The following is a 25,306-nucleotide window of genomic DNA, read 5'->3' as shown; positions in this document are numbered from 1 at the left end:
TTCTTTTTAATCTTGTTGTAAAAGTGAAGCTAGTACTTGCCAATCTTGATGGATAACAGGTACAAGGGAACGATTATAAAAAATAGCTGCTGGATGAAAAAGTGGAAGGATACGGTAGTTTTTTTCTGACCATTCGTAGGCATCTTTTTGTTCTGTTAGCTGTAAGACGGGACCTGTATAGAGTTGACCATGGTTTTTGGTAACTGTATATTCTTTACCAAGTAATCGTTGCAGGCCAATATTTCCAAGTGTTGCAATTAATTTTGGCTGGACTTCCATCAGTTCGTAATCCAGTATCGGTGCGTGTGCAAATACTTCGGATCGCGTAGGTGTACGATTTGGATAAACAGTTTCTGTCTGTTGTGTCCGTTTATTGATCCGATGAGTCACGCGATACGGGCGACTCCGTACAGCACTGGTGATATAAACCTCTTCTCGTGTTAAACCAGTGGAAGAAAGTGCCTGCATCAATTCTTTTCCAGCTTGTCCGCTAAAAGGGATGTGTGTATCAATCTCTGTTTTCCCTGGGGCTTCTCCTACAAGCATTAATTTAGGATGAAGAGGTCCTTGCCCAGCGACAAACCCTTCTACAGGACGGCCGTTCATCCTTAAAGAAGCCTCTTGTATCAATTCTGTTGGGTATTCCATTTGTGCTCCTCCTTTTTCTTTTATTATAAGAAGAAAAGAAACGCAATGCGACTATTTTATTTGGCAGAAACGAAGGGGAAAGAAAAGCAGGAGAACGATTGTTTAAATCTTTATTTCATTTTTTGACTTTAAATTTAGTTGACGAACAGCGGCTGTTCTGGTAAGCTAGTACTGTTGTAATTGTGGACTCCACAGCTACAACCGCTCAGAACAAGTAATAAGCACAGCAGATGCTGTCACTTCGGATGGCGAGTCTAAGTATATCAGAAGGAGGTGCTTTATAGCATGTACGCAATTATTAAAACTGGTGGTAAACAAGTAAAAGTTGAAGTTGGACAAGCAATCTATGTTGAAAAACTTGACGTTGAAGCAGGAGAAAAAGTTGTTTTTGACGAAGTTATCTTAGTAGGTGGCGAATCTACAAAAGTAGGCGCTCCAACTGTTGCAGGTGCAACTGTTGAAGGTACTGTTGAAAAACACGGCAAACAAAAGAAAGTCGTTACTTTCAAATACAAACCTAAAAAACATTCACACCGCAAACAAGGTCATCGTCAACCATATACAAAAGTGGTTATCGACGCGATCAACGCTTAATCAGCGTTTGAGAAAGAAGGCCTATATATGATCAAAGGAACATTTAAGCGAAATGACGCAGGTCAGATCGTTTCATTCACTTTGACCGGGCATGCTGATGCTGGTCCTTATGGAAGTGATATCGTTTGTGCAGGTGTTTCTGCGTTAGCGATCAGCACTGTCAACGGGATTGCCTCATTAGCCGGTTTTGAACCGATTGTTGAAATGAATGAAGAAGAAGGCGGTTATCTTTATACCGAAGTCACTTCAGGAATGACACAAGAACAAAACAATATTGCTGAGATTCTATTAGAAAATCTTTTATTAGGTTTACAATCAATAGAAGCTGAAAACTCAGAATATATCCAAATTAAAACAATCAATGATAAATAGGAGGTGCAGACCATGTTGTTATCTATGAATCTACAATTATTTGCCCACAAAAAAGGTGGCGGTTCTACATCTAACGGCCGTGACTCAGAATCAAAACGTCTAGGTGCTAAACGCGCTGATGGACAAACAGTTACAGGTGGATCAATTCTTTACCGTCAACGCGGTACAAAAATCTATCCAGGTGTAAACGTGGGTATCGGTGGAGACGACACTTTATTTGCAAAAGTTGATGGCGTAGTACGTTTCGAACGTAAAGGCCGTAACAAAAAACAAGTGTCTGTTTATCCAGTAGCTCAAGAAGCTTAATTGAATCTTGCGATTAAAGAGGTTGTGACAAGACTTTTGTCACAGCCTCTTCTTTGTTTATAAAAATAAAAGTTGTAATGAAGGATGCGAAGGTTACCATGTCTTTTTACGCTTAATATTTTTTTGCCATCTTGTAATCAGAATGTTTTGATAACGATTGTTTTTATTAATGAAAGCGATATTGTTTGCTATCAGCAGCATCATTGTAGAATAAATAGTGTTCTTTTTCTTGTTTCCAATATAAAAATGGAATTGATATTTTGTGTTCTTTTATCTTCATTACGCTTGTCCCTTCGCTTGTTGTCAACGAAACAAAATCAGGTAAATAGTTGACGAAACGGAAATAAATACATAGTATTATGTTTTGAAGCCTAAGAACAACAGTCTATAGAAAAGGAGCGATACCATTGGCAAAACGCATGGACCGAATTTATATGTATGTCAAAGAAAAAACCGCTCATTTAACAAAGGCAGAATATGACCAAGGAGTAACGACACAAGAAATTGCTGAAGTGTTAGGAATCCAACGAACGAATAGCAGTAAGGATCTGAATCAGCTAGTGCGCGAAGGAAAATTGATAAAGACAGATGGACGACCAGTACGTTACATATATCAAACACTCGCTACGCACGTAAAGCCAGCTGCAAAACATGTGGTCAGTTACAAAGAAACGCCGGTCTCTGAAGAAAAAAATACGCTCCAGATAGATACTAAGGATATCTTTGCAAAAATCATTGGAGCTAATGGTAGCATGAAAAACTCAGTGGAACAGGCAAAAGCTGCGATCTTGTATCCGCCAAGAGGATTAAATTGCTTGATTACAGGACCTACCGGATCAGGAAAGACTTATTTTGCGCACGCGATGTATCATTTTGCCAAAGCACATCATGTAATAGATGAGGAAACGGAACTGATTGTTTTCAATTGTGCTGATTACGCGAATAACCCTGAGCTTTTGATGAGCCATTTATTTGGGTATGCAAAAGGAGCCTTTACAGGTGCAGATGAAGAAAAAATGGGAATTATCGATCAAGCGGATGGTGGTATGCTATTTCTGGATGAAATTCACCGATTGCCTCCAGAAGGTCAAGAAATGATCTTTTACTTTATGGATCACGGGACTTACAGTCGACTTGGAGAAACAACGAAATCTCATGAAGCAAATGTACGAATCGTAGGTGCGACCACAGAAGATCCAGGCTCTTCGCTATTGGAAACTTTTGTTCGGCGTATCCCAATTAATATCAAACTTCCGGCTTTTGAAAAACGTCCTGCAAATGAGAAAGTCGATTTAGTAAAAATTATGATTGCCCACGAAGCGAACCGCACGCAACGAAAGATCTCTTTGACAGAAGATGTAGCAAAAGCACTGATTGGCAGTGTGACTTATGGTAATATAGGTCAATTGAAGTCGAATATCCAGTTAGTATGCGCACGAGGATTTCTAAATCATATGCAATCTCCCGAAATATCGATTACGATTGATGATTTGACAGAAGGGATTCGTAGCGGATTGATTCAATTAGCAAGCAACCGCAGTGCAATGGCAGAGCTTTCTAAAATATTGGAGCCAAAGATAACTGTAGCACCAAACGATACGATCATGAAAATCCAATCAGACTCCTATGAATTACCTTATAATCTATATGATATCATCGGAGATAAAGCAGCTTTGCTGAAGTCGGATGGGTTGGACCAAGAAGCAATCAATCACTTTATTTCTACAGATATCAACATCCATCTGAAGTCTTTTTATAAAGACCATGGGTTTTCTTTTAATGCAGATAGCAAATTAGCAGAATTTGTAGATCCAAAAATCATAGAAGTGACCAATCAGATTTATGTAATGGTCAAAAGATCTTTACCATATGACTTTCAGCAAAACTTTATTTATGCTATGAGCTTGCATATCAGTTCGTTTTTGAAAAAGATCAATTTAGGAGAAGAACGGCATACGAATGATAATATCCGTGAGATGGCATTTGATTTTCCAGATGAATATGCTGTTGCGAAAGAAGTGCGTAGTTATATAGAAACGTATTTTCAAGTGGATATTCCAGAAAGTGAAGACTACTACTTGACTGTTCTACTCGTCTCGTTACGGGCGAACCAAGCAAGCGGCAGAATCGGTGTAGTCGTTGCGGCTCACGGAAACAGTACAGCAAGCAGTATGGTTCAGGTTGTCCAACAGTTGTTAGATGCAGAGAATGTACGAGCAGTAGACATGCCGTTGGATATGGATCCGAAAACAGCTTTAGACCGAATTGAACGCAATGTACAAGAAGTAGATGAAGGAAGCGGGGTCATACTATTAGTGGATATGGGGTCCCTCGCCTCATTTAATTCGCAAATTCAGCGAGACACCGGGATACCTGTACGTACCGTTGACATGGTAACAACTTCTCTAGTTTTGGAAACTGTGCGAAAGGTCTCTGTATTAGGGACAGATTTAGATATGTTGCATGAATCATTGAAGAATTTTCGAGGTTACGCAGAAATATCTTCTGTAGAACCTGTCCAGGAAACAAAACCTATCCATAAGAAAAAAGCTGTTTTGGCCATTTGTGCATCTGGCGAAGGTACAGCGCAAAGAATCAAAGAATTGATCGAACGAGCGGTAAATAAGCGTCAAGAAACAGAATTAGAAGTTCTAGCTTTGTCGATTGTGGAAGTGAAAGAAGAATTGCCAGTTATCCAAAAAGAATATCAGATCATAGCAACTACTGGAATTACTGATTTGAATATCCAAGCACCATTTATTCCTTTAGAGCGCTTCATTGATCAAAATATCGAAGTCATTTTGGATCAGTTGCTTATGGAATCAGAAATGGAAGAAACTGAATTCGTCTCGCTAGATGAAGAGACAGCTAAAAAAACATGTGTTGAGTTTATCTCTGAGAACTTCATCTTTATCAATGGTAGTAAACTAATCGATCCAATGTGGCAATTTTCTACACAAGTCTCTCAGACGATGGGAATTGGCAATGAAGAATATGGTTTTAAGATCAACTTAGTGATGCACGCAGCAGGAATGATCGAACGGATTATTCGAAATGAAACGTTGACGGTGGAAGAAAACGAATTGACGAATACAATGAGTGATCCTCTTTATAATCAATTAACAGCCTCGGTTGTCCTGCTAGAAGATAAGATAAAAGTAAAAGTGCCAATAGAAGAAATGTATTATCTGCTACGTCTAGTGCATAATCAGCTAGATAAAAAAGAATACACTATGCCTTAAATACACAAAAACGATACACTTTCATAGTGTATCGTTTTTGTGTATTGGTTAAGAATCCTTTAAATTCAATTAGTGTATCATAAAAAAGTTGGCACGCTTTTTGCTTATAGTAGTGTGTGCTAGGAGGTGGTTGTTCACACAGAAATGATAGGGGTTTCTGTGAAGTAGTGAGGAAGAAGGAGTTTTGCAGATGGATATTCGATTGGCACGTATAGATGATCGTTTAATCCACGGGCAAGTCGCAACAGTTTGGTCGAAGCAAACAGGTGTTGAACGTATCATTGTGATTAGCGATGTAGTTGCTCAAGATAAATTGAGAAAGTTTCTATTAAAAGAAGCTGCACCGCCGGGAATCACAGCAAATGTAATAACCGTGCAGAAAATGATTCAAATCTATCATAGTGGACTATTATCACGAGCAAAAGTGATGCTTTTATTCACCAATCCCCAAGATGTTGAAGCGGTTGTCCGCTGCGGTGTACAGTTGAAGTCGTTGAATATCGGCGGTATGAGTTTTACTGAAGGCAAATCAATGATTACCAATTTTGTTTCAGTAAATCAACAAGATATTGATTCCTTTCGTTACTTGAACAGTCAAGAAGTGGAGTTAGAGATTCGAAAAGTACCTGCTGACAGGAAAATCCTTTTGATGGAACTACTAGCGAAAATCAAAAAGGTGTAACAAAAATGGTTGTTGGAAAAGGTCAAATAATTCTGTTGTAATGGTTAGCAATTATTAATATTTTTGAATTTGTTACAACAAAAGTAAATAGGAGGTATAAATATGGTAGGGATTATCCTAGCAAGTCATGGACAATTTGCTGAAGGAATCTTACAATCCGGTTCAATGATCTTTGGCGAACAAGAAAACGTCAAAGCCGTGATTTTGAAACCAAGTGAAGGTCCAGATGACTTGAGAGCCAAATTAGAAGAAGCGGTTGCTTCTTTTGATAATCAAGACGAAGTGTTATTCTTAGTTGATTTATGGGGCGGAACACCGTTCAATCAATCAAACACATTATTCGAAGAGCACAAAGATAAATGGGCAATCGTCAGCGGTTTGAATTTGCCAATGTTGATTGAAGCCTATGCATCACGCTTTTCAATGGAATCTGCTCATGAAATTGCAGCGCATATCATTGAAACAGCAAAAGATGGTGTAAAAGTGAAACCGGAAGAATTAGAACCGGCAGAAGCACCGAAAGCAGCAGTTGAAGACGCACAACCTAAAGGAGCACTTCCAGAAGGAACTGTGGTCGGAGACGGGAAAATCAAATATGTATTAGCTCGTGTTGACTCACGTCTGTTACATGGACAAGTTGCGACAGCTTGGACAAAAGCAGTGCAACCAAACCGTATTATCGTTGTTTCAGATGCAGTATCAAAGGATGATCTGCGTAAGAGACTAATCGAACAAGCTGCTCCTCCAGGTGTAAAAGCAAATGTTATTCCTATTAGCAAAATGATCGAAGTCGCAAAAGACCCTCGTTTTGGAAATACCAAAGCATTGCTTTTATTTGAAAATCCTGAAGATGTATTGACAGCTGTTGAAGGTGGCGTGGACATCAAAGAATTAAATGTTGGGTCAATGGCGCATTCGGTTGGTAAAGTCGTTGTAAGTAAAGTATTGTCTATGGGACAAGAAGATGTTGAAGCGTTTGAGAAGCTTGAACAAAAAGGTGTGAAATTCGATGTACGTAAAGTACCTAATGATTCACGCGATAACATGGATGACATTTTGAAAAAAGCAAAAGCTGAATTAGCAAAAGCGTAATAAATAATATTAAAATTTATAGGAGGCTTATCATGTCTATTATTTCAATAATTTTAGTCGTATTAGTTGCCTTTCTAGCTGGTATGGAAGGTATTCTTGATGAATTTCAATTTCATCAACCACTAGTGGCATGTACATTGATCGGTTTAGTTACCGGAAACCTCGAAGCTGGTATCGTACTTGGCGGTACGCTTCAAATGATCGCTTTAGGTTGGGCAAATATCGGTGCTGCTGTAGCACCAGATGCTGCATTAGCATCAGTAGCATCAGCAATTATTTTAGTTTTAGGTGGACAAGGTGTTAAAGGTGTTCCTTCTGCGATCGCGATTGCCGTTCCTTTGGCTGTTGCAGGGTTGTTCTTAACAATGATCGTACGTACAATCGCTGTTCCAATCGTTCATTTGATGGATGCAGCTGCTGAAGAAGGAAACATCCGTACGGTTGAAATGTGGCACATCATTGCTGTATGTTTACAAGGGGTTCGTATCGCGGTCCCAGCAGCAGCATTGCTATTTATCCCAGCACAAACTGTGCAATCATTCCTTGAATCAATGCCAGCATGGTTAACAGATGGTATGGCTATCGGTGGGGGAATGGTCGTAGCTGTAGGTTACGCTTTGGTAATCAACATGATGGCTACAAAAGAAGTATGGCCATTCTTCATTATCGGTTTCGTTGTAGCTGCAATTTCTCAATTAACATTGATTGCTCTAGGTGCTTTAGGTGTTGCATTAGCTCTTATTTACTTGAACCTTTCTAAAATGGGTGGTTCATCAAATAATGGAGGCGGAAGCAACTCTGGTGACCCTTTAGGCGACATTTTGAATGACTATTAATCTTGAAGGAGGAAAATAAAATGGCAGAAGAAAAAATCAAATTATCAAAAAAAGATCGTTTAGCTGTTGCATGGCGCTCTACCTTCATTCAAGGTTCATGGAACTACGAACGTATGCAAAACGGTGGCTGGGCATTTTCTATGATTCCAGCAATCAAAAAATTATACAAAACAAAAGAAGAACGTTCTGCAGCATTGAAACGTCACTTGGAATTCTTTAATACACACCCATACATTGCTTCTCCAATTTTAGGGGTTACATTGGCACTGGAAGAAGAACGTGCGAATGGCGCACCTGTTGATGATGTAGCGATTCAAGGGGTTAAAGTAGGTATGATGGGTCCTTTAGCTGGTGTTGGTGACCCAGTGTTCTGGTTTACAGTACGTCCAATGCTAGGTGCACTAGGTGCTTCATTAGCTATGGGAGGAAATATCCTTGGACCAATCATCTTCTTCTTAGGTTGGAACATTATTCGTTGGGCATTCATGTGGTATACACAAGAATTCGGCTACAGAGCTGGTTCTAAAATTACGGATGACCTTTCTGGCGGATTATTACAAGACGTAACAAAAGGTGCTTCTATTTTAGGGATGTTCGTATTAGCTGCCTTGGTACAAAGATGGGTATCAATCAAATTCTTACCAGTTGTATCAACTGTAAAATTAGATAAAGGTGCTTACATCGAATGGGATAAATTACCTTCAGGTGGTGAAGGAATCAAGAGTGCATTTGAACAAGTTAATAATGGCTTAGCCCTTTCTCCTGAAAAGGTAACAACGTTACAAGACAACTTAGACCAATTGATTCCTGGTTTAGCTGCATTAGGATTAACATTGTTCTGTATGTGGTTGCTTAAGAAAAAAGTTTCTCCAATCGTTATTATCCTTGGCTTATTCGTAGTCGGTGTTGTAGGACACGTCATCGGACTTTTATAATCCATAAAAATATAGCTCGGGCGTTGTCCCGAGCTTTTTTTATATAGTATACTGTGAATAAACAGATATTTGGAGGGAGAAAATGGTTCAATCAATCAATACAAAAGTAGACTTAGTAATTGACGCTACTTCATTTACGGGGCTGACAGATTACGGACAAATCATGATAGGCGATAATGGCTTTGAATTTTACCATGCGCGAGATAGACGCAAATATATCCAAATTCCATGGGAAGAAGTGGATTATGTACTAGCATCGGTCATGCTAAAAGGAAAATGGATTCCTCGATATGCCATTCAAACGAAAAAAAATGGTACATACACATTTTCTTCCAAAGAACCTAAAAAAGTACTTCGTGCGATCAGAGAATATGTAGATGAAGATAGAATGGTACAGTCATTGAGTTTCTTTGATGTAGTGAAACGTGGTATCCGTAGCATGTTTAAACGCAAATAAAAAATAAAGAAAACTTCTAAGGGGAGGTTTTCTTTATTTTTTACTTTGCAGAAGAAAATATGAAATAGCAGAACCAATTATTTGTCCCCTTTAAATCCCTTATGCTAAAATTGATTAGCAAAGAAGGAGGTTATATTATGAGTTGGTTATGGACATTGATTGTTGGAGCTGTGATCGGAGCGATTGCAGGTGCAATCACTAGCAAAGGAAATTCGATGGGCTGTATCACGAATATCATTGCTGGATTAGTTGGTTCAAGTATTGGACAAGCGATTTTCGGCGAATGGGGACCAAAAGCTGCAGGTATGGCACTTATTCCATCTATTTTAGGCGCAGTGATTTTGGTAGCAGTTGTCTCGTTTTTCTTTGGAAAACGGTCATAAGTTTTTTACAAAATAGTAAACTAAAAGGAGTTGCAGCGAGACTGTGACTCCTTTTTGGCTTTCTTTCTTTAAAAGAAAAAGAAGTTTTCCGGAAATTTTTATTTAACTGTCGTGTACGAAGAAAAGTTTGCTATAATAGAAAAAAGCGTGCAAAGAAAGAGGGAGTTTCATTATGATGCTACGTGTAGAAAAATTGCGCAAAAAAATGCAAGAAGAAAATTTGGATTCATTTTTGGTTACCAGTCCGTACAATCTTCGTTACTTAACGAACTTTACAGGTACGACAGGATTAGCTGTTATTACTTTGGAAAAAGCATTTTTTATTACTGATTTTCGTTATACCGAGCAGGCGGCAGCGCAGGCTCAAGGGTTTGAAATTATTAAAAATGTCGGACCTATTTTTGATGAGGTAGCAAACTTAGTACGCAAAGAAGAACTGCACTCATTAGCTTTTGAGGAAACAACAGTCTCATTTTTAGAATATTCGGTTTTAGAAGAAATCATCGATGCGGAATTAGTACCTGTTTCACAGATGATTGAAGAACTTAGAGAAGTGAAAGATGAAGAAGAAATCGCCATTATCGAAAAAGCATGTAATATTGCGGATATGGCTTATGATCACATCCTGAAAATGATCCAACCGGGCATGACTGAGATTGAAGTCGCAAATCAACTAGACTTTTATATGCGTTCTCTTGGCGCTTCAGGTGTTTCTTTTGATACGATCGTTGCTAGCGGATTGCGTTCGGCTATGCCGCATGGTGTAGCAAGCAAGAAACTCATCGAACAAGGTGACTTGATCACGTTGGATTTTGGCTGCTATTACGAAGGGTATGTTTCTGATATGACACGTACATTCGCTATTGGTGATCCTGGAGAAAAATTAAAAGAAATATATCAAGTAGTTCTAGATGCGCAATTAGCGGTTATTGATGCTGCGAAACCAGGAATGACTGGTGTACAATTAGACGCAGTTGCTAGAGATTATATTTCAAAACATGGTTACGGTGAAGCATTTGGACATTCTACAGGACATGGGATCGGTCTGGAGATCCACGAAGGACCGAATGTTTCTTCTCGTGCGGAAAAGCAATTTGTACCAGGAAATGTAATTACTGACGAGCCAGGGATCTACTTACCAGGAATCGGTGGGGTACGTATTGAGGACGATTTGCTGATCACAGAAGATGGCAATCGTGTATTGACTCGTTCACCAAAAGAATTGATCATCTTATAGTCTCGTCCATAAAAGAAGTAAGCGTAAAAATCAGTGTTCACAGACTTTGTTATAGAAAATCGCTTGATTTAATGATACACTATAGAAGAACTTTTAAGCTGTAAGAGATAATAAAGTTGGATATTTTCTCCAATTCATAGCAATTTGCAGCTGATCGGCGGCAGTTTTTTTACCAAATGATCATTATAGCCGCATCATAGAGAATTCGGATGTATCTCGTGCTTAGGCAAAGGGAGGAATAAATAAATGGCAGATGAAAAAAATTTGATTTTAAACGCAAACCAAGATTTGGGAGAGATCGTGATTGCTCCTGAAGTCATCGAAGTAATCATCGGGATTGCTGCTTCTAAAGTAGAAGGCGTATATGGAATGCGCGGAACTTTTGCCAGCAATGTCACTGAATTATTAGGACGAGCAGCTCACGGAAAAGGTGTTTACTTGGCAAATGAGGAAGATGGCTTGAAAGTAGATCTTTACTGCTACCTGGAATATGGTGTTTCAGTTCCTAAAGTTGCAATGGAAATGCAAGAACGGGTTAGCCAGCAAGTCCTTTTCATGACAGATATCGATCTAGCTGAAGTCAATATCCATGTAGTAGCTGTTGTTCCTGAAAAATTAGAACAACCAACAATCGAAGAACTTTTTGAAGACGAAGAGGAAGAGAATGAATAAAGAATTATCAAGACACGAGATTCGGGAGATGGCATTGCAGGCTTTATTTCCGTTAGACTTCAATGCAGACCTAACAAAAGAAGATGCGATTTTCAACGCAATCGAATTAGACCACCGCGACATGATCAATGAAGATGAATCAGAGTTTGTTCCTGTTTATCTTGATACGCTAGTTGGCGGTGTCTGTGCAAAAAAAGATGAATTGGATAAAGTAATCGAAAAACATTTGAAAAACAATTGGCATATCAATCGGATCTCAAAAATGGATTTGGTGATCTTGCGTATCGCGATTTTTGAAATGACTTATGTGACAGATGTACCAGCGGCTGTTGCTTTAAATGAAGCAATTGAGTTGGCAAAAACATTTAGTGATGACCGTTCGCGTAAATTCGTCAACGGTGTTTTATCCAATGTATTAAAAGAATTAGAAGCTGGGGCGTAAGTCCTAGCTTTTTTCTGTGAATCATCATAAACCTGTTATAAATCGGGAAAATTCTATGGTAGAATGAAAACACAAAAAATATCTGGGAGTGGTTAGATGGCAGAATTGATTAACGGAAAAGAATTAGCTGAAAAAATGCAGGCAGACATTGCTGAAAAAATCCAAAAATTGAAAGATAATGGTATCCATCCCGGATTAGTTGTTTTATTGGTAGGGGAAAATCCAGCCAGTCAAACCTATGTAAGAAATAAAGAACGCGTAGCAAAAGAAATCGGAATCCATTCATCAGTAGAGCGTTATCCTGAGACGATTTCTGAAAACGAACTACTTGCAGAAATCGAAAAATACAATCAAGATCCTAGATTTCATGGTATATTGGTCCAATTACCATTGCCAAAGCATATAGATGAAGAAAAGATCCTGTTAGCTATCCGTCCTGAAAAAGACGTAGACGGTTTTCATCCAATGAATTTAGGCAGACTCCTTGCGGGTAAACCGGACAAGATTCCTTGTACGCCATATGGCATCATGAAAATATTTGAAGCTTATTCTATCGATCCGGCGGGTAAACGAGCAGTAGTTATCGGACGAAGCAATATCGTCGGCAAACCGATGGCTCAGCTGCTCTTGATGGCAGATGCAACTGTTACTGTTGCTCATTCTAAAACCGAAAATCTGGCTGAACTGGCACAAGAAGCAGATATCTTAGTCGTAGCGATAGGACGTGGACATTTTGTCACAAAAGAATTCGTAAAACCAGGTGCTGTAGTGATCGATGTAGGGATGAACCGTGATGCTAACGGTAAGCTGATCGGTGATGTGAAATTTGATGAAGTGGAGCCTATTGCAGGCTGGATCACTCCTGTGCCAAAGGGTGTAGGGCCAATGACTATCACAATGCTGATGTATCAAACCGTAAAATCTGCCGAAGCTTTTGGAGCAGGTGAATAAATGGCACAAGAATATTTAACTGTCACTACATTAACGAGGTATTTGAAACGTAAATTTGATGCCGATCCTTATTTAGAACGGGTATATTTAACCGGTGAAATATCGAATTTCCGTTTACGCGCCAATGCCCATCAATATTTCAGCTTAAAAGATGATCATGCAAAAATATCTGCTATTATGTTCAAAGGTGCATTCCAAAAATTACGATTCCAGCCAAAAGAAGGAATGAAAGTCCTTGTTGTTGGGCGTATTTCACTCTATGAAGCGGGAGGTTCGTATCAAATCTATGTAGAGCACATGGAGCCTGATGGAATAGGTGCGTTATATCAAGAATTGGAAGAACGAAAAGAAAAGCTGATGAAGGAAGGCCTTTTTCAAGGTCCTAAAAAAATGTTGCCGCGTTTCCCAAAGCGAATCGCGATTCTTACCAGTCCAAGCGGAGCGGTTATACGCGATATCATCACGACGGTGAAAAGAAGGTATCCAATTGTCCAATTGGTTTTGTTCCCAACCGTTGTACAAGGGAATCAAGCAGCGGACAATGTTGTCAAAAATATCCGACGAGTAGAAGAGATGGGCGATTTTGATACAATGATCATTGGTCGTGGGGGCGGATCGATTGAGGATTTGTGGCCGTTTAATGAAGAACGGGTTGCCCGAGCGATTTATCAAGCCAATACACCGGTGATCTCATCTGTGGGACATGAAACAGATACCACGATCGCTGATTTAGTAGCAGATGTTCGGGCTGCTACTCCAACAGCAGCTGCAGAATTAGCTGTTCCTGTTTTGTCAGAAGAGTTGATGCGCATTCAAGAACGGCAAGCTAGATTGCAGCAGGCGTTTGTACGCCAGATCCAGCGCAAACAAGAACGGTTCGAGCGTGCTCGACGTTCCTATGTCTTTCGGCAGCCTGAAAGATTGTATGAAGGACAGACCATCAAATTAGATCAATTGAAACAGCGATTATATCAAGCTACACAGCAGATTTATCATGCAAAAGAAAAGCAAACGATCGCGTTAAGCCACCAATTGGAACAAGTGGCTCCGCTTTATCGAGTCAAAGCAGCCCGCCAAGAAACTGCTTATCTAGAAAAACGTTTAGAAGAGAAAATCCAACAATATATGAAACAACAGCAGCAGCGTTTTGCTCAAGCTGTTCAATCTCTTGATTTGTTGAGTCCATTGAAAATCATGGGAAGAGGCTACAGCTATACGACGTTAAATGATCAAGTAGTAAAAAGTGTCTCCGAGATTCATCAAGGGGATTTGCTGACAATCCATTATCAAGATGGAATCGTTAAAGGACAAGTACAAGAGATAGATAAAGGAGAATAAGAATATGGAAAATCCAACTTTTGAAGAGTCACTGCAAGAATTAGAAAAAATCGTCATGCAGCTAGAACAAGGAGACGTTCCATTAGAATCAGCTCTAGATTCGTTTAAACGAGGAATGGAATTAAGCAAACATTGCCAAGATACCTTAGCTAAAGCAGAAGAAACTTTGACGAAAATGATGACAGAATCAAATGAAGAAGTTGATTTTGACGGAAACGAGGAAAGCTGAGATGAGATTAACTGACTTTTCAGCTATTCATCTACCTGCTGTAGAAAAAGAAATCTTGTCTTTTTTAGATGAACATACGACGGATAGAGCACTCTGTGATGCGATGACTTATTCAGTGAAAGCAGGTGGAAAAAGAATCCGTCCCTTATTACTTTTAGCGGCCGTTGCTTCCTTTGATGAGCCTATCGATGTTCCCGTCTATCAAGTAGCAGCTGCTTTAGAAATGGTGCATACGTATTCCTTGATCCACGATGATTTGCCTGCGATGGACAATGATGATCTTCGAAGGGGAAAACCTACCAATCACAAAGTATTCGGCGAAGCGTTAGCTATATTGGCTGGAGATGGTTTACTGACAGGCGCATTCCAGCTGATCAGTATGGCACACTTGGGTCATTCTCCTAAGCTTCTGTTGCTTCAGCAATTAGCTGTTTGTGCGGGGTCACAAGGTATGGTGGCTGGACAAGCTGCAGATATCGAAGGAGAATCAAAAAAGCTTTCATTAGAGGAATTAGCATTTATTCATGAAAGAAAGACAGGACGTTTGATTCGTTATGCCTTGCTAGCTGGAGGTATATTAGCGAAGCAACCTGAAGAAATCTTATTGCTACTTCAACGATTAGCCGAACATTTAGGTTTGGCTTTCCAGATAAGAGATGATCTACTTGATGTGATTGGTACAACGAAAACGTTAGGGAAAACAGCTGGCAAAGATGAACGTATGGAAAAAAACACTTACCCGCGTTTATTAGGACTAGAAAAGACACATGAGGCGTTGGAGATTGAGTTGTTATCCGCTAATAAGATCATAGACAAATTAGAAGAGGACGTTTTTTCTTTTGATGGCGGGCTGATGCGCCAGATGATCAAGCAATTTGATGTGGAGAAATGAGGGAAAGAATGGAAAAAGAACGCGTAGATGTATTAGCGGTCAAACAAGGATTATTTGAAACAAGAGAACAAGCCAAACGTTCAGTTATGGCTGGTTTGATTTACAACGAAAAAAACGAGCGGTTTGATAAACCGGGAGAAAAAATTCCAGTAAGTAGTGAATTAAGAGTCAAAGGTAAAAAACTTCCTTATGTTTCTCGGGGTGGATTAAAATTAGAAAAAGCGCTCAAAGCATTTGATCTATCTGTTGAAGGAAAAACATTGTTAGATATCGGTGCTTCCACTGGCGGATTTACTGATGCAGCTTTGCAAAATGGCGCTAAAATGAGTTATGCTTTAGATGTCGGTTACAATCAGCTAGCTTGGAAAATCAGACAAGATCCTAGAGTCGTCGTAATGGAAAGAGTGAATTTTCGTTATGCAAAACCCGATGACTTTACCTTAGGGATTCCAGAAGTTGCTGTCATCGATGTTTCTTTTATTTCACTAAAACTGATGCTGCCTCCATTACATGCTATTTTAAAAGAAGAGGGAGAAGTGATTGCCTTAATCAAACCCCAATTCGAAGCAGGCAGAGAAGCTGTAGGGAAAAACGGAATTGTTCGTGACGCACAGACCCATCAAAAAGTTTTAGAAGACATTTTGTCATTTGCGGCACAAGGTGGATATGATGTGCTGGAAGTAAGTTATTCTCCAATCACGGGGGGAGAAGGAAATATCGAGTTCTTGGCTCACTTGAGGAAGGTACCTGAAAGCGGCACGATCAATCCAGCTATTAATATGGCAGAAGTGGTTTCAAACGCACACGAACAGTTTGACCATAAATAAATTGTAACTGTGAAAATCAAGTGAGAAGTATGCGGATTCTTCTTTATTATACCAAGGAAATAAGCTATCATTGGTTAAGAAGAATAAGCTAAGGAGCGAAGACGTAATGAGAAAAAAAGATCGGCATCGTTTGATTACTCGATTGTTGAGTGAGCAAGATATCCGAAAGCAGGAAGAATTTGTTGAAATCCTGAAAAGCAAAGGAATATCTGTTACTCAAGCTACGATTTCCAGAGATATAAAGGAACTAAAACTGATTAAGGTACCGGCCTCAGATGGCGGCTACCGTTATAGTATACCAGCTGAAACAAATGAAGATGTAAATACTAAATTGGAAAAACTGTTAAAAGACGCTTTCGTAGCAGTTGACCAAATGGAAAAATTTGTTACTTTGAAAACTTTGCCGGGGAATGCTTCGGCAGCAGCGAATTTGATCGATAAGCGCTACAAGAAAGAATTATTTTCGATTATCAATGATGACGATAATGTTTTGATGATTACACGAACTGAAGACCAGGCAGTTTTACTAAAGAAAGACTTCCTGCATTACCTTTAAGTTGAGGAGCGAATGTGATGCTACAAGAAATCAGTATTACTAACTTTGCGATTATTCCGGAATTGCGGCTTTCTTTTCACGAAGGAATGACCGCGCTGACCGGAGAGACTGGTGCGGGTAAATCCATCATTATCGATGCTTTAGGTTTGTTAGCAGGAGGAAGAGGTTCAAGCGATTATATACGTCAAGGCGCAGAAAAATGCATTCTTGAAGGATTGTTTGAACTTCCGAAACAAGAAGGATTCTCTGAATTGATGGTTGAATTAGGTATCGAAACGGATGAAGACAATCTGATCGTTCGACGAGATATGTCGTTGACTGGAAAAAATGTTTGCCGAGTGAATGGTCACATCATCACGCTAGCTAATCTAAGGAAAATCGGCAGTTATTTAGTGGATATCCAAGGGCAAAACGAACATCAGGAACTGCTCCAGCCTGAATCACATCTTGCTTTATTGGATCGTTTTGGAGATGCAGCTTTCCAACAGAAGAAAAAGAGTTATCAGCAAGAATATACCTCTTATCGTGAGCTGGAAAAAAGGGTACGAAAAGTGCAGCAAAATGAAAAATCCTATGTTCAGAGAATAGATATGCTCCATTTCCAGCAAGAAGAAATAGCTGCTGCTGATTTGCAAGTCGGAGAAGAAGAGAAATTAAAAGAAGAAAGAGAAAAACTTAGCAATTATCAAAAAATTGCTGATGGATTAGCTGCAGGCTACGGAGCACTGACGAATAATGAACAAAACAGTGTAGATGGCGTTGGCTTGGCCGTTGCAGAATTGCAAGGGATCGCACATCTAGATGTGGAGTATGAAGCAATTTATGAAAATATCCAAAGTGCTTACTATTTGTTACAAGATGCAATCGGAGACATGAGTCGTCAAATCGATTTGTTGGAGTTAGATGAGAACCGTTTAGAAGAAGTGACTCAACGTCTAGAATTAATCCGACAGTTGAAACGCAAATATGGCGAATCCATTGAGTCGATATTGGCTTACTATGACGAAATCACCGAAGAGCTAGCTTCTTCTGATTTTTCAGAAGGTCAATTGGACAAAATGAAAGAGGAACTAGAGCAAAAAGAGCTTCTACTTCAGCAACAAGCCGCAGATCTTCATGAAGCGCGTAAAAAAATCGCAAAAGAATTGGAAAAATCCATTCTGCATGAATTAAAAAGTCTGTATATGGAAAACACTGAGTTTGAAGTACGTTTCTTAAAAGAAGAAAACAGACAATTGAATCATGATGGGTTTGACCAAATCGAATTCTACATTACGACCAATCCAGGAGAGCCGCTGAAGCCTTTAGTGAAAGTCGCTTCTGGCGGCGAATTATCTCGGATGTTACTGGCTTTGAAAACGATTTTTTCTTCTGAGCAAGGTATGACAAGTATTATCTTTGATGAAGTGGATACAGGTGTAAGTGGAAGAGTTGCACAAGCCATCGCGGATAAAATTTCTCAAATATCGAAATACTCTCAAGTTTTGTGCATCACTCATCTACCGCAAGTCGCCGCAGTCGCCGACTATCAATATTATATCGTGAAAGCAGTGATTGATGGTCGTACGCAAACTTCTGTTTCAGAATTGAAAACAAAAGAAAGAGAAGAAGAAATTGCACGCATGCTAGCTGGAAGTGAGATTACAAAACTGACACTCGAACATGCAAAAGAACTATTGCAACTCGCAAGAAGGACCTGATCCACCTCGTAGTGGTTCAGGTCCTTTTTAGCAGCTGATAGCTATATTTTATTTTTTACATGACACTCATGACAGCAGTCAAGACAACAGACCCAATCGTTAAAATCAGCATCGTCCAAATGACAAATTTTGTTACTTTAGCAAAAGTACTTGTTTGTTTTTTTTCACGCATTGTTTTCAACCTCGTAATTAATTAGTTAATCCAAGTGTACAATCTTTTTGTCTTTTCTACAAGAGGTCTTTTTTATAAAAACTTCCCTTTTTTTAAATAATAGGTAGTTACGATACAAATAAATAATGTTAATAGGACTAGCCAGATAAACGCATCATCTCTTTCAGCAATGGGTAGCTTGATGTTCATCCCATAGATACTTCCGATGATTGTTGGTATAGTTAATATAATCGTTAAAGAAGTTAAAATTTTCATAATATTATTCAAATTATTCGATACAATTGCTGAAAAAGTCTGATTCATTTGTTCTACTAGTTTTAATTGAATGCGAGAAGTAGTCATTGCTTGCTCTGTTTCTACCAATACATCACGCAGATGGTTTTTCAACGCATGATTTTCTTGGAAAAGTTTATTTTGCGCTAATTCTTTCAATGCATCTAAATTAGCAGAAGTCGCTTCTCTGAAATAAACAAGGCTTTTTTGGATATCCATGATTTGATAAAGTTGTTTGTTTTCAGTTGATACTTGAAGTTTGGCTTCCAAAGTATCGCATTGAGATTGAAGCGTAGCTAAATAACTGTTATAAGACAGTGTAACCTGCCAGATGAATTGAAAGAAGATATTGAGATTGGGTGAAACATCGCTTTTTGGAAAGGTTTGACTAAAGACTTTCTTTAAAAATAGTGGTTCATGATTCGTAATTGTGATAAGCTTCTTTTTGGGCGTCAAAATGATAGAGAGCGGGTATGTATCCACTTGAAAATAACCGCTAGGACTTGTTTTAGCAAACGGATATTGTAACAATAATAACGCTGGTTTTGTCAACTTTGATTGATTGAATTCTTCTGTACGGGAATTTTCTGCATCGTCCAATATGGAAGTGATGTAATCTGACGGAATTTCAAATTGATGTGTCAGCTGATGAATCTCTTCTTGATTGGGACGTTCTACACAATACCAGATCGTTTGGTCAGTTTCCTTTCCGGTATTACGCAGTTTCTCATTATCTAATGTAAAATATTTGATCATGATTTTCCTCCTGTTGCCTGTTTCTTTTATTATAACGGATAGGGGATTGGAATACATGGAATGTGTTTGTAAGATATAGAATATAACTGCATAAATTTAAATAAAATGAAACAGTTGTGTAAAGTATATACAGTATACTTGAAGCAACGATAAAAAAGGAGTTTACGTTCATGGGCACATTCACACCACTTATCTTGTTTTGGTATATTTACCCGGTAATCGTTTTGTTTGGTTGCCAATTTCTTGTAAAATTATTTTCGTTAAATCGTCGTTTTAAAATAAAAGCCCCTGATTTGGCGATTCCTTTTTTGTGGGGCGGTATGCATGCGTTGTCTAGAAACACAGCGACAATTTCTATCCTGCCGTTTTTCTTTATTTCTGTTTTACTAATGGGCATCTGTATTGCTGTTTTTCAAGCATATTATTATGAAGAAATCATTTATCCGCGTTATTTCAAGATGACTTGGCGTTTGGTATTTCTGCTGACGATCGTCTTGTACGCGGTCTTGATCATTGTGAATATACTTTCTTACCTATGAAAAAAGCAGAAAAGCTGTAAAAAGTCTTTTAAAAGGCTTTTTGCAGCTTGATTCTTAAAAAAATGTTTATGAATAAAAAAAGTTGTTCCCGGATTTCCTAGAAAAGGTGGTAGAAAGTGGGGGATTGTGGTAGACTAATTTTAGTTAGTGGAGGAATGGGGGGCTTTCAATGTTGATGGGTGAATTCCAACATAATATTGATGCAAAAGGACGTTTAATCGTTCCCTCAAAACTTCGTGAAGAACTTGGCGAAAAGTTTGTTCTGACACGCGGATTGGATGGTTGTCTTTTCGGCTATCCGATGAGCGAATGGGAAAATCTGGAAGCTAAGCTGAACGAAATGCCGTTGGCTAAAAAAGACGCACGTACATTTGTGCGATTCTTCTATTCGGCTGCCACTGAATGCGAACTTGATAAACAAGGACGGATCAATATACCAAGCACGTTAAGAAATTATGCAGCTTTGACAAAAGGGTGCGTAATCATCGGCGTATCTAACCGAATTGAAATTTGGGATGAGACACGATGGGAAGATTTTTCTGCAGAAGCAGAAGAGAATTTTGACGAAATTGCTGAAAATATGATTGATTTCGGACTATAAGAATAGGAAGAGGCTGACTAATGACTGAAACATTTCAACACTATACAGTCATGTTGAAAGAAACGGTAGATGGATTGAACATCAAACCGGATGGCGTTTATGTAGACTGTACACTCGGCGGTGCCGGACATAGTGAATATTTATTGAGCCAACTAAGTTCTAAAGGGCACCTGTATGCGTTTGACCAAGATCAAAAAGCAATCGATCACGCCAAGCTGCGTTTAGCTTCTTATGTCGAACAAGGGATGGTCACATTTATCAAAGCGAATTTCAGAGAATTAGAAGAACGCTTGAGTGAGTATGTAGATAAGGTAGATGGTATTTTGTATGACTTAGGGGTTTCCTCTCCTCAACTAGATGAAGCAGAACGTGGATTTAGTTATCATCAAGATGCACCCTTGGATATGCGTATGGATCAGTCAGCTCCTTTAACCGCTTATCACGTAATTAATGAATATTCCTACCATGAATTAGTAAAGATTTTCTTCCGCTATGGCGAGGAGAAATTTTCCAAACAAATTGCTCGTGAAATCGAACGAGTACGAAAAACAAAACCAATCCAAACAACTGGTGAGCTTGTCGAAATCATTAAACAAGTCATCCCAGCTCCCGCAAGAAGAAAAGGCGGGCATCCTGCAAAAAGAATTTTTCAAGCTGTGCGGATTGCAGTAAATGACGAACTTGGTGCCGAAGAGGCCTCTTTAGAACAGGCAATCCGGTTATTGAAAGTCAATGGAAGAATCAGTGTGATCACATTCCACTCATTAGAAGACAGAATTGTCAAAAGTATGTTTAAAGAATATAGTACGGTTCAAGATTTACCACCGGGACTTCCTGTCATACCTGACGAATTTCAACCGGAACTGAAAGTCATTACTCGTAAACCAATCCTTCCTTCAGAGGAAGAGTTAGCAGAAAACAATCGATCACGCAGTGCAAAGTTACGTATTGCAGAAAAAATAAGAATGAAAGAGGAGTAGAATGATGGCAGAATTAAAGAAAATGCAAGAGTACGAATATGATTTACCTGAATTGGTGGATCAGCCAGAACAACAAATGCCAGATTCTTCTTCGAATCAAGAAATCATTCTTCCACAATCACCAGCAAAACGATTGAAGCAGATTTCTGCTTTGGAAAAAATTGCTGTGGCAAGCGTGGCGATTGCTATTGTTGCTTTGTGTGTTTTAACAGTCATGTTGCGTACAAATATCAGCGGAGCTGAAAAAGAAATCACATCAATACAAACAGAAATCAAGGATAAAAAGCAAGAAAAAACGAGTTTAGAACAAGAAAAAAATGAACTTTCTCGTACTGAACGGATTAAACAAATCGCAGAAGAAAAAGGATTGTCTATTAATGACGACAATTTAAGGAAAGTGAAGTAAATGAGTCTTAAAAATAAAATTCGGCGGTTTATGGAAAAGAAAAATCTAAATCCGATGAACAATCGCAAAAAAGTAGGTATCATTTTATTTGCTACGAGTATTGGATTGTTCTTTTTATTTGCCGTCCGTTTCTCGTATATCGTTATTGGAGGTCATGTTGCTGGTACCTCATTAGCTGAAAAAACAAAACAGTTGTACCAAGGAAGTGAAGTAGTAAAAGCAAAAAGAGGAACGATTTATGATCGTAACGGTGTGGCGCTCGCAGAAGATGCCTCCTCTTATTCAATTAAAGCGATACTCTCAAAAACATATACTTCTGGGGATAAAAAACTGTATGTCGAAGAAAAGAATTTTGATAAAATAGCAGAAATCCTGCATAAGAATCTTTCTATAGACAAAAAAGATGCACTGAATATTTTAGAAGACGGCGCAAAAAAAGAGCTATATCAAGTTGAATTTGGTAGCTATGGGAAAAATATCTCCCAAGAAACCAAGCAAAACATCGAAGCAGATATGAAAAAAGAAGGTGTCGCTGGTCTTTACTTTGTCGACCATCAGGCTCGGATGTATCCAAATGGCGTCTTTTCTTCTCATTTTATCGGATATGCAGTTCCAGACAAAGATGAGAATGGCTTAGTTGGTAAACTAGGTTTGGAGTCTGCTTACAATGATATTTTGAGCGGTAAAGATGGTAAGATTATTTATCAAAAAGATAATTTTCAAAATCCTCTGCCAGGTACAGTAGCAGAAGAAGAAAAAGCTGTTGATGGACAAGATATCTACACGACTTTGGACAGTAGACTACAAAGTTATTTGGAAACACTGATGGATCAAGTAAATGAAGAATATCAACCGGAAGAATTGACAGCAGTCTTGATGAAAGCAAAAACTGGAGAGATTTTGGCGATGGGGCAGCGTCCTACTTTCAATCCCGAAACAATGGAAGGTTTGACTGGAGAAGATGCTATCTGGCGTAATTTCTTGGTACAAGATAGTTATGAGCCAGGATCAACCATGAAGGTTTTCACTACTGCAGCCGCTATCGAAGAAGGAGAATTCAACGAGAATGAAACCTTCCAATCTGGAAAAATCCAAGTAGAAGATGCGACGATCAATGACCATGACTTTGGTGAAAAAGGTGTGCTGACCATGCGTCAAGCTCTTTCATGGTCAAGTAACGTCGGGATGGTCATACTGGAACAGCGATTAGGCGGACGATGGTACAATTATTTACAAAAACTAGGATTTGGACAAAGTACCCATTCTGGATTAGATGACGAAGTAAATGGTGCTTTGCCTACATCAAATATTGTCGACCGAGCAATGAGTGCTTATGGACAAGCGGTAGGTGTGACGAATTTCCAAATGATGAAAGCTTTCACTTCTATTGCGAATAACGGTACAATGATTCAACCTCGATATATCAGCAAAGTAGTGGATCCTCAAACTGGAGAAGAGCGAACAACTCAAACAGAAGTTCTAGGACAACCTTTTTCAAAAGAAACAACAGAAAAAGTCCGTGAATATATGAGAGATGTTGTCGAAAGCGAAAACTACGGTAGTGCTTATGGCGTATATAGTGTACCTGGATACAATGTATCGGCAAAAACCGGAACAGCCCAAATCGCTTCTGATACAGGGGGATACCAAACAGGAGATACAGCCTACCTGTATTCGATTGTGGAGATGGTTCCTTCTGAAGATCCAGACTATGTCTTGTATCTAACAATGAAACACCCTAAGACATATGATCGAATGGCTTTGGCTAAAATCGCAAATCCATTGATGAAACGGGCAATGGATTTTAAAGAAACTGAAGAAGATACGGATACAGAAACCAAAACAGAAAAAGTATCCGTAGCCGATTATCGTAATCTAGAAGCAGATGTTGCAGCAGCGGATGCTCAAAAAAGCGGACTGCAACCTGTCGTTATCGGTAACGGGAAAAAAGTACAAAAACAATCTACTGCCAACGGTGATCAGTTGATCTCTGGAGAAAAACTGATTCTATATACTGGCGGCGACAAGCTGATGCCTGATGTAACTGGATGGTCAAAAGCAGATATCATGAAGCTAGGGAAAATCCTTGGTATCGAAGTTAGTTTTGATGGGGATGGTTATTGTGTCAAACAAGAACTTGCTCCATATGAAAAAATCACAAAAGAAAAACTTAATTTTACTTTAGAAGAATAAGAAGAGAAATAGGAGAGAAAAGAGCATGGAATGGACACAAGCATTGATTCCCATTGTCAGCAGTTGTGCAATGACGATTGCCGCAATGCCGCTATTTATTGGTTACTTTCAAATGAAAAAGCAAGGTCAGGCGATTCGCGAGGAGGGACCAAAGTGGCATAATATCAAAGCCGGAACTCCTACAATGGGCGGCTTAGTGTTTCTGATCGGCTCTATTTTGACAGGGATTTGGGTTGGAGCTTGGCAAAAACAGCTGACTCCTACTCTTTTCATCTTGCTTTTTGTATTAGCATTATATGGAGTAATTGGTTTTCTTGATGATTTTATAAAGATCTTCAAGAAAAGAAACATGGGGCTGAACTCGAAACAGAAACTGATTGGACAGGTTCTAGGGGGAATCATCTTTTATCTTGTTTACCGTTCTGAAGGCTATCCAGGTGTATTGAATTTCTTTGGGCTGGATCTGCCTTTAGGAATCATTTATGGGGTTTTCGCTATCTTCTGGCTTGTTGGATTTTCAAATGCGGTCAATCTGACGGATGGTATCGATGGATTAGTTGCTGGCTTAGGCAGCATCTCTTTTGCAGCTTACGGTCTGATTGCTTGGCATCAGCATCAGTATGATGTATTAATCATTTGTCTCAGTGTCTTAGGTGGTTTACTTGGATTCTTCGTCTATAACCGGAAACCTGCCAAGATTTTTATGGGAGATGTTGGTTCATTAGCTTTGGGCGGACTTTTAGCGGCAATTTCTATGATGCTGAACCAAGAGTGGACATTGCTTTTGATTGGCTTGATTTATGTTATGGAAACTGCAAGTGTGATGCTTCAAGTTACATCCTTTAAACTTACGGGAAAACGAATTTTTAAAATGTCTCCAATCCACCATCATTTTGAAATGTGCGGATGGTCGGAGTGGAAGATTGATACAGTTTTTTGGTTGATCAGCATTGTGACTTCATTGATCACATTATGGATCGTTTGGTAGGAGATGA

The 25,306-nt window shown here is 39.0% G+C and carries 29 protein-coding genes and 1 other annotated feature; of the genes, 26 read left to right on the top strand and 3 right to left on the bottom strand.

The window, feature by feature from the left end; genetic code table 11:
• Nucleotides 1-6: 6 nt before the first annotated feature.
• On the bottom strand, nucleotides 7-648 hold the full coding sequence (locus tag KFO35_RS07675; RefSeq protein WP_002315417.1) for a uracil-DNA glycosylase: 642 nt from the start codon (nucleotides 646-648) through the stop codon (nucleotides 7-9).
• 189 nt (nucleotides 649-837) lie between these two features.
• Nucleotides 838-914, top strand: a sequence feature (ribosomal protein L21 leader region).
• A 19-nt stretch (nucleotides 915-933) separates the two neighbouring features.
• On the opposite strand from KFO35_RS07675, the gene rplU reads away from it, so the two are divergent.
• From rplU to recN, 20 genes are all read left to right on the top strand, one after another.
• Nucleotides 934-1,242, top strand: coding sequence for a 50S ribosomal protein L21 (gene rplU / locus KFO35_RS07670; protein ID WP_002289450.1), 309 nt, complete (start codon nucleotides 934-936; stop codon nucleotides 1,240-1,242).
• Between the two features lie 27 nt (nucleotides 1,243-1,269).
• Nucleotides 1,270-1,614 (top strand): ribosomal-processing cysteine protease Prp, encoded by a 345-nt coding sequence (locus KFO35_RS07665; RefSeq protein ID WP_002289451.1) that lies wholly within the window; start codon nucleotides 1,270-1,272, stop codon nucleotides 1,612-1,614.
• Nucleotides 1,615-1,626: 12 nt separating this feature from the next.
• Nucleotides 1,627-1,920, top strand: coding sequence for a 50S ribosomal protein L27 (gene rpmA, locus KFO35_RS07660; protein WP_002289452.1), 294 nt, complete (start codon nucleotides 1,627-1,629; stop codon nucleotides 1,918-1,920).
• Between the two features lie 407 nt (nucleotides 1,921-2,327).
• Nucleotides 2,328-5,162, top strand: coding sequence for a sigma-54-dependent transcriptional regulator (locus KFO35_RS07655; protein WP_002315416.1), 2,835 nt, complete (start codon nucleotides 2,328-2,330; stop codon nucleotides 5,160-5,162).
• A 190-nt stretch (nucleotides 5,163-5,352) separates the two neighbouring features.
• Nucleotides 5,353-5,844, top strand: a complete 492-nt coding sequence (locus tag KFO35_RS07650; protein WP_002289455.1) for a mannose/fructose/sorbose PTS transporter subunit IIB — start codon at nucleotides 5,353-5,355, stop codon at nucleotides 5,842-5,844.
• Nucleotides 5,845-5,946: 102 nt separating this feature from the next.
• Nucleotides 5,947-6,936: a mannose/fructose/sorbose PTS transporter subunit IIB gene (locus KFO35_RS07645; RefSeq protein ID WP_002289456.1), complete on the top strand. Its 990-nt coding sequence runs from the start codon at nucleotides 5,947-5,949 to the stop codon at nucleotides 6,934-6,936.
• A gap of 32 nt (nucleotides 6,937-6,968) precedes the next feature.
• Nucleotides 6,969-7,772 carry a PTS mannose/fructose/sorbose transporter subunit IIC gene (locus KFO35_RS07640; protein WP_002310261.1) on the top strand — a complete coding sequence of 268 codons (804 nt, stop codon included), beginning with the start codon at nucleotides 6,969-6,971 and terminating at the stop codon, nucleotides 7,770-7,772.
• Nucleotides 7,773-7,792: 20 nt separating this feature from the next.
• On the top strand, nucleotides 7,793-8,707 hold the full coding sequence (locus tag KFO35_RS07635) for a PTS system mannose/fructose/sorbose family transporter subunit IID (protein WP_002310262.1): 915 nt from the start codon (nucleotides 7,793-7,795) through the stop codon (nucleotides 8,705-8,707).
• An 82-nt stretch (nucleotides 8,708-8,789) separates the two neighbouring features.
• On the top strand, nucleotides 8,790-9,164 hold the full coding sequence (locus KFO35_RS07630; RefSeq protein ID WP_002286668.1) for a DUF956 family protein: 375 nt from the start codon (nucleotides 8,790-8,792) through the stop codon (nucleotides 9,162-9,164).
• 137 nt (nucleotides 9,165-9,301) lie between these two features.
• Entirely contained in the window at nucleotides 9,302-9,547 is a 246-nt protein-coding gene (locus tag KFO35_RS07625; protein ID WP_002291892.1) for a GlsB/YeaQ/YmgE family stress response membrane protein, read from the top strand.
• Nucleotides 9,548-9,719: 172 nt separating this feature from the next.
• Complete coding sequence (locus KFO35_RS07620) at nucleotides 9,720-10,784, top strand: M24 family metallopeptidase (RefSeq protein ID WP_002315415.1); 1,065 nt, start codon at nucleotides 9,720-9,722, stop codon at nucleotides 10,782-10,784.
• A gap of 246 nt (nucleotides 10,785-11,030) precedes the next feature.
• Nucleotides 11,031-11,456 carry an Asp23/Gls24 family envelope stress response protein gene (locus KFO35_RS07615; protein ID WP_002291889.1) on the top strand — a complete coding sequence of 142 codons (426 nt, stop codon included), beginning with the start codon at nucleotides 11,031-11,033 and terminating at the stop codon, nucleotides 11,454-11,456.
• Nucleotides 11,449-11,898, top strand: coding sequence for a transcription antitermination factor NusB (gene nusB, locus KFO35_RS07610; protein ID WP_002286662.1), 450 nt, complete (start codon nucleotides 11,449-11,451; stop codon nucleotides 11,896-11,898). Before KFO35_RS07615 ends, nusB begins: the two co-directional genes overlap by 8 nt.
• 96 nt (nucleotides 11,899-11,994) lie before the next feature.
• Nucleotides 11,995-12,849 carry a bifunctional methylenetetrahydrofolate dehydrogenase/methenyltetrahydrofolate cyclohydrolase gene (locus tag KFO35_RS07605; RefSeq protein ID WP_002315414.1) on the top strand — a complete coding sequence of 285 codons (855 nt, stop codon included), beginning with the start codon at nucleotides 11,995-11,997 and terminating at the stop codon, nucleotides 12,847-12,849.
• Nucleotides 12,850-14,187 (top strand): exodeoxyribonuclease VII large subunit, encoded by a 1,338-nt coding sequence (gene xseA / locus KFO35_RS07600; protein WP_002315413.1) that lies wholly within the window; start codon nucleotides 12,850-12,852, stop codon nucleotides 14,185-14,187. It begins immediately after the preceding gene.
• A 4-nt stretch (nucleotides 14,188-14,191) separates the two neighbouring features.
• Entirely contained in the window at nucleotides 14,192-14,416 is a 225-nt protein-coding gene (locus KFO35_RS07595) for an exodeoxyribonuclease VII small subunit (protein WP_002286657.1), read from the top strand.
• A 1-nt stretch (nucleotide 14,417) separates the two neighbouring features.
• A complete protein-coding gene (locus tag KFO35_RS07590) occupies nucleotides 14,418-15,308 on the top strand; it encodes a polyprenyl synthetase family protein (RefSeq protein ID WP_002315412.1) in 891 nt (296 codons plus the stop codon).
• A gap of 8 nt (nucleotides 15,309-15,316) precedes the next feature.
• Nucleotides 15,317-16,135 (top strand): TlyA family RNA methyltransferase, encoded by an 819-nt coding sequence (locus tag KFO35_RS07585; protein ID WP_002315411.1) that lies wholly within the window; start codon nucleotides 15,317-15,319, stop codon nucleotides 16,133-16,135.
• Between the two features lie 106 nt (nucleotides 16,136-16,241).
• On the top strand, nucleotides 16,242-16,691 hold the full coding sequence (locus KFO35_RS07580; RefSeq protein WP_002291879.1) for an arginine repressor: 450 nt from the start codon (nucleotides 16,242-16,244) through the stop codon (nucleotides 16,689-16,691).
• Between the two features lie 17 nt (nucleotides 16,692-16,708).
• Nucleotides 16,709-18,391, top strand: coding sequence for a DNA repair protein RecN (recN, locus tag KFO35_RS07575; protein ID WP_025477278.1), 1,683 nt, complete (start codon nucleotides 16,709-16,711; stop codon nucleotides 18,389-18,391).
• Between the two features lie 55 nt (nucleotides 18,392-18,446).
• Here recN and KFO35_RS07570 read toward each other — a convergent pair whose 3' ends face one another.
• Complete coding sequence (locus KFO35_RS07570) at nucleotides 18,447-18,563, bottom strand: DUF4044 domain-containing protein (protein WP_002291876.1); 117 nt, start codon at nucleotides 18,561-18,563, stop codon at nucleotides 18,447-18,449.
• Nucleotides 18,564-18,635: 72 nt separating this feature from the next.
• Entirely contained in the window at nucleotides 18,636-19,592 is a 957-nt protein-coding gene (locus KFO35_RS07565; protein WP_002291874.1) for a magnesium transporter CorA family protein, read from the bottom strand.
• A gap of 170 nt (nucleotides 19,593-19,762) precedes the next feature.
• Here KFO35_RS07565 and KFO35_RS07560 point away from each other — a divergent pair, with 170 nt between their 5' ends.
• The 6 genes from KFO35_RS07560 to mraY all read left to right on the top strand — a co-directional run bounded on the left by KFO35_RS07560 (nucleotide 19,763) and on the right by mraY (nucleotide 25,299).
• Nucleotides 19,763-20,131: a DUF3397 domain-containing protein gene (locus tag KFO35_RS07560; protein WP_002291871.1), complete on the top strand. Its 369-nt coding sequence runs from the start codon at nucleotides 19,763-19,765 to the stop codon at nucleotides 20,129-20,131.
• A gap of 169 nt (nucleotides 20,132-20,300) precedes the next feature.
• The gene (gene mraZ / locus KFO35_RS07555; RefSeq protein ID WP_002291870.1) at nucleotides 20,301-20,732 is read left to right on the top strand and encodes a division/cell wall cluster transcriptional repressor MraZ; all 432 of its coding nucleotides are present in this window, start codon (nucleotides 20,301-20,303) and stop codon (nucleotides 20,730-20,732) included.
• Between the two features lie 20 nt (nucleotides 20,733-20,752).
• Nucleotides 20,753-21,712 carry a 16S rRNA (cytosine(1402)-N(4))-methyltransferase RsmH gene (rsmH, locus tag KFO35_RS07550; RefSeq protein WP_002291868.1) on the top strand — a complete coding sequence of 320 codons (960 nt, stop codon included), beginning with the start codon at nucleotides 20,753-20,755 and terminating at the stop codon, nucleotides 21,710-21,712.
• Nucleotides 21,713-21,716: 4 nt separating this feature from the next.
• Nucleotides 21,717-22,118 (top strand): cell division protein FtsL, encoded by a 402-nt coding sequence (ftsL, locus tag KFO35_RS07545; protein ID WP_002291866.1) that lies wholly within the window; start codon nucleotides 21,717-21,719, stop codon nucleotides 22,116-22,118.
• A complete protein-coding gene (locus KFO35_RS07540; RefSeq protein WP_002310275.1) occupies nucleotides 22,119-24,311 on the top strand; it encodes a penicillin-binding transpeptidase domain-containing protein in 2,193 nt (730 codons plus the stop codon). It abuts the gene before it with no gap.
• Between the two features lie 25 nt (nucleotides 24,312-24,336).
• A complete protein-coding gene (gene mraY, locus KFO35_RS07535; RefSeq protein ID WP_002291862.1) occupies nucleotides 24,337-25,299 on the top strand; it encodes a phospho-N-acetylmuramoyl-pentapeptide-transferase in 963 nt (320 codons plus the stop codon).
• Nucleotides 25,300-25,306 lie beyond the last annotated feature (7 nt).

This window comes from Enterococcus lactis (genome assembly GCF_015751045.1).
In the GTDB taxonomy this organism is placed as follows: Bacteria; Bacillota; Bacilli; order Lactobacillales; family Enterococcaceae; genus Enterococcus_B; species Enterococcus_B lactis.
Note: the sequence above shows the minus strand (reverse complement) of the source record. Positions and strands in the feature narration are given on the sequence as shown.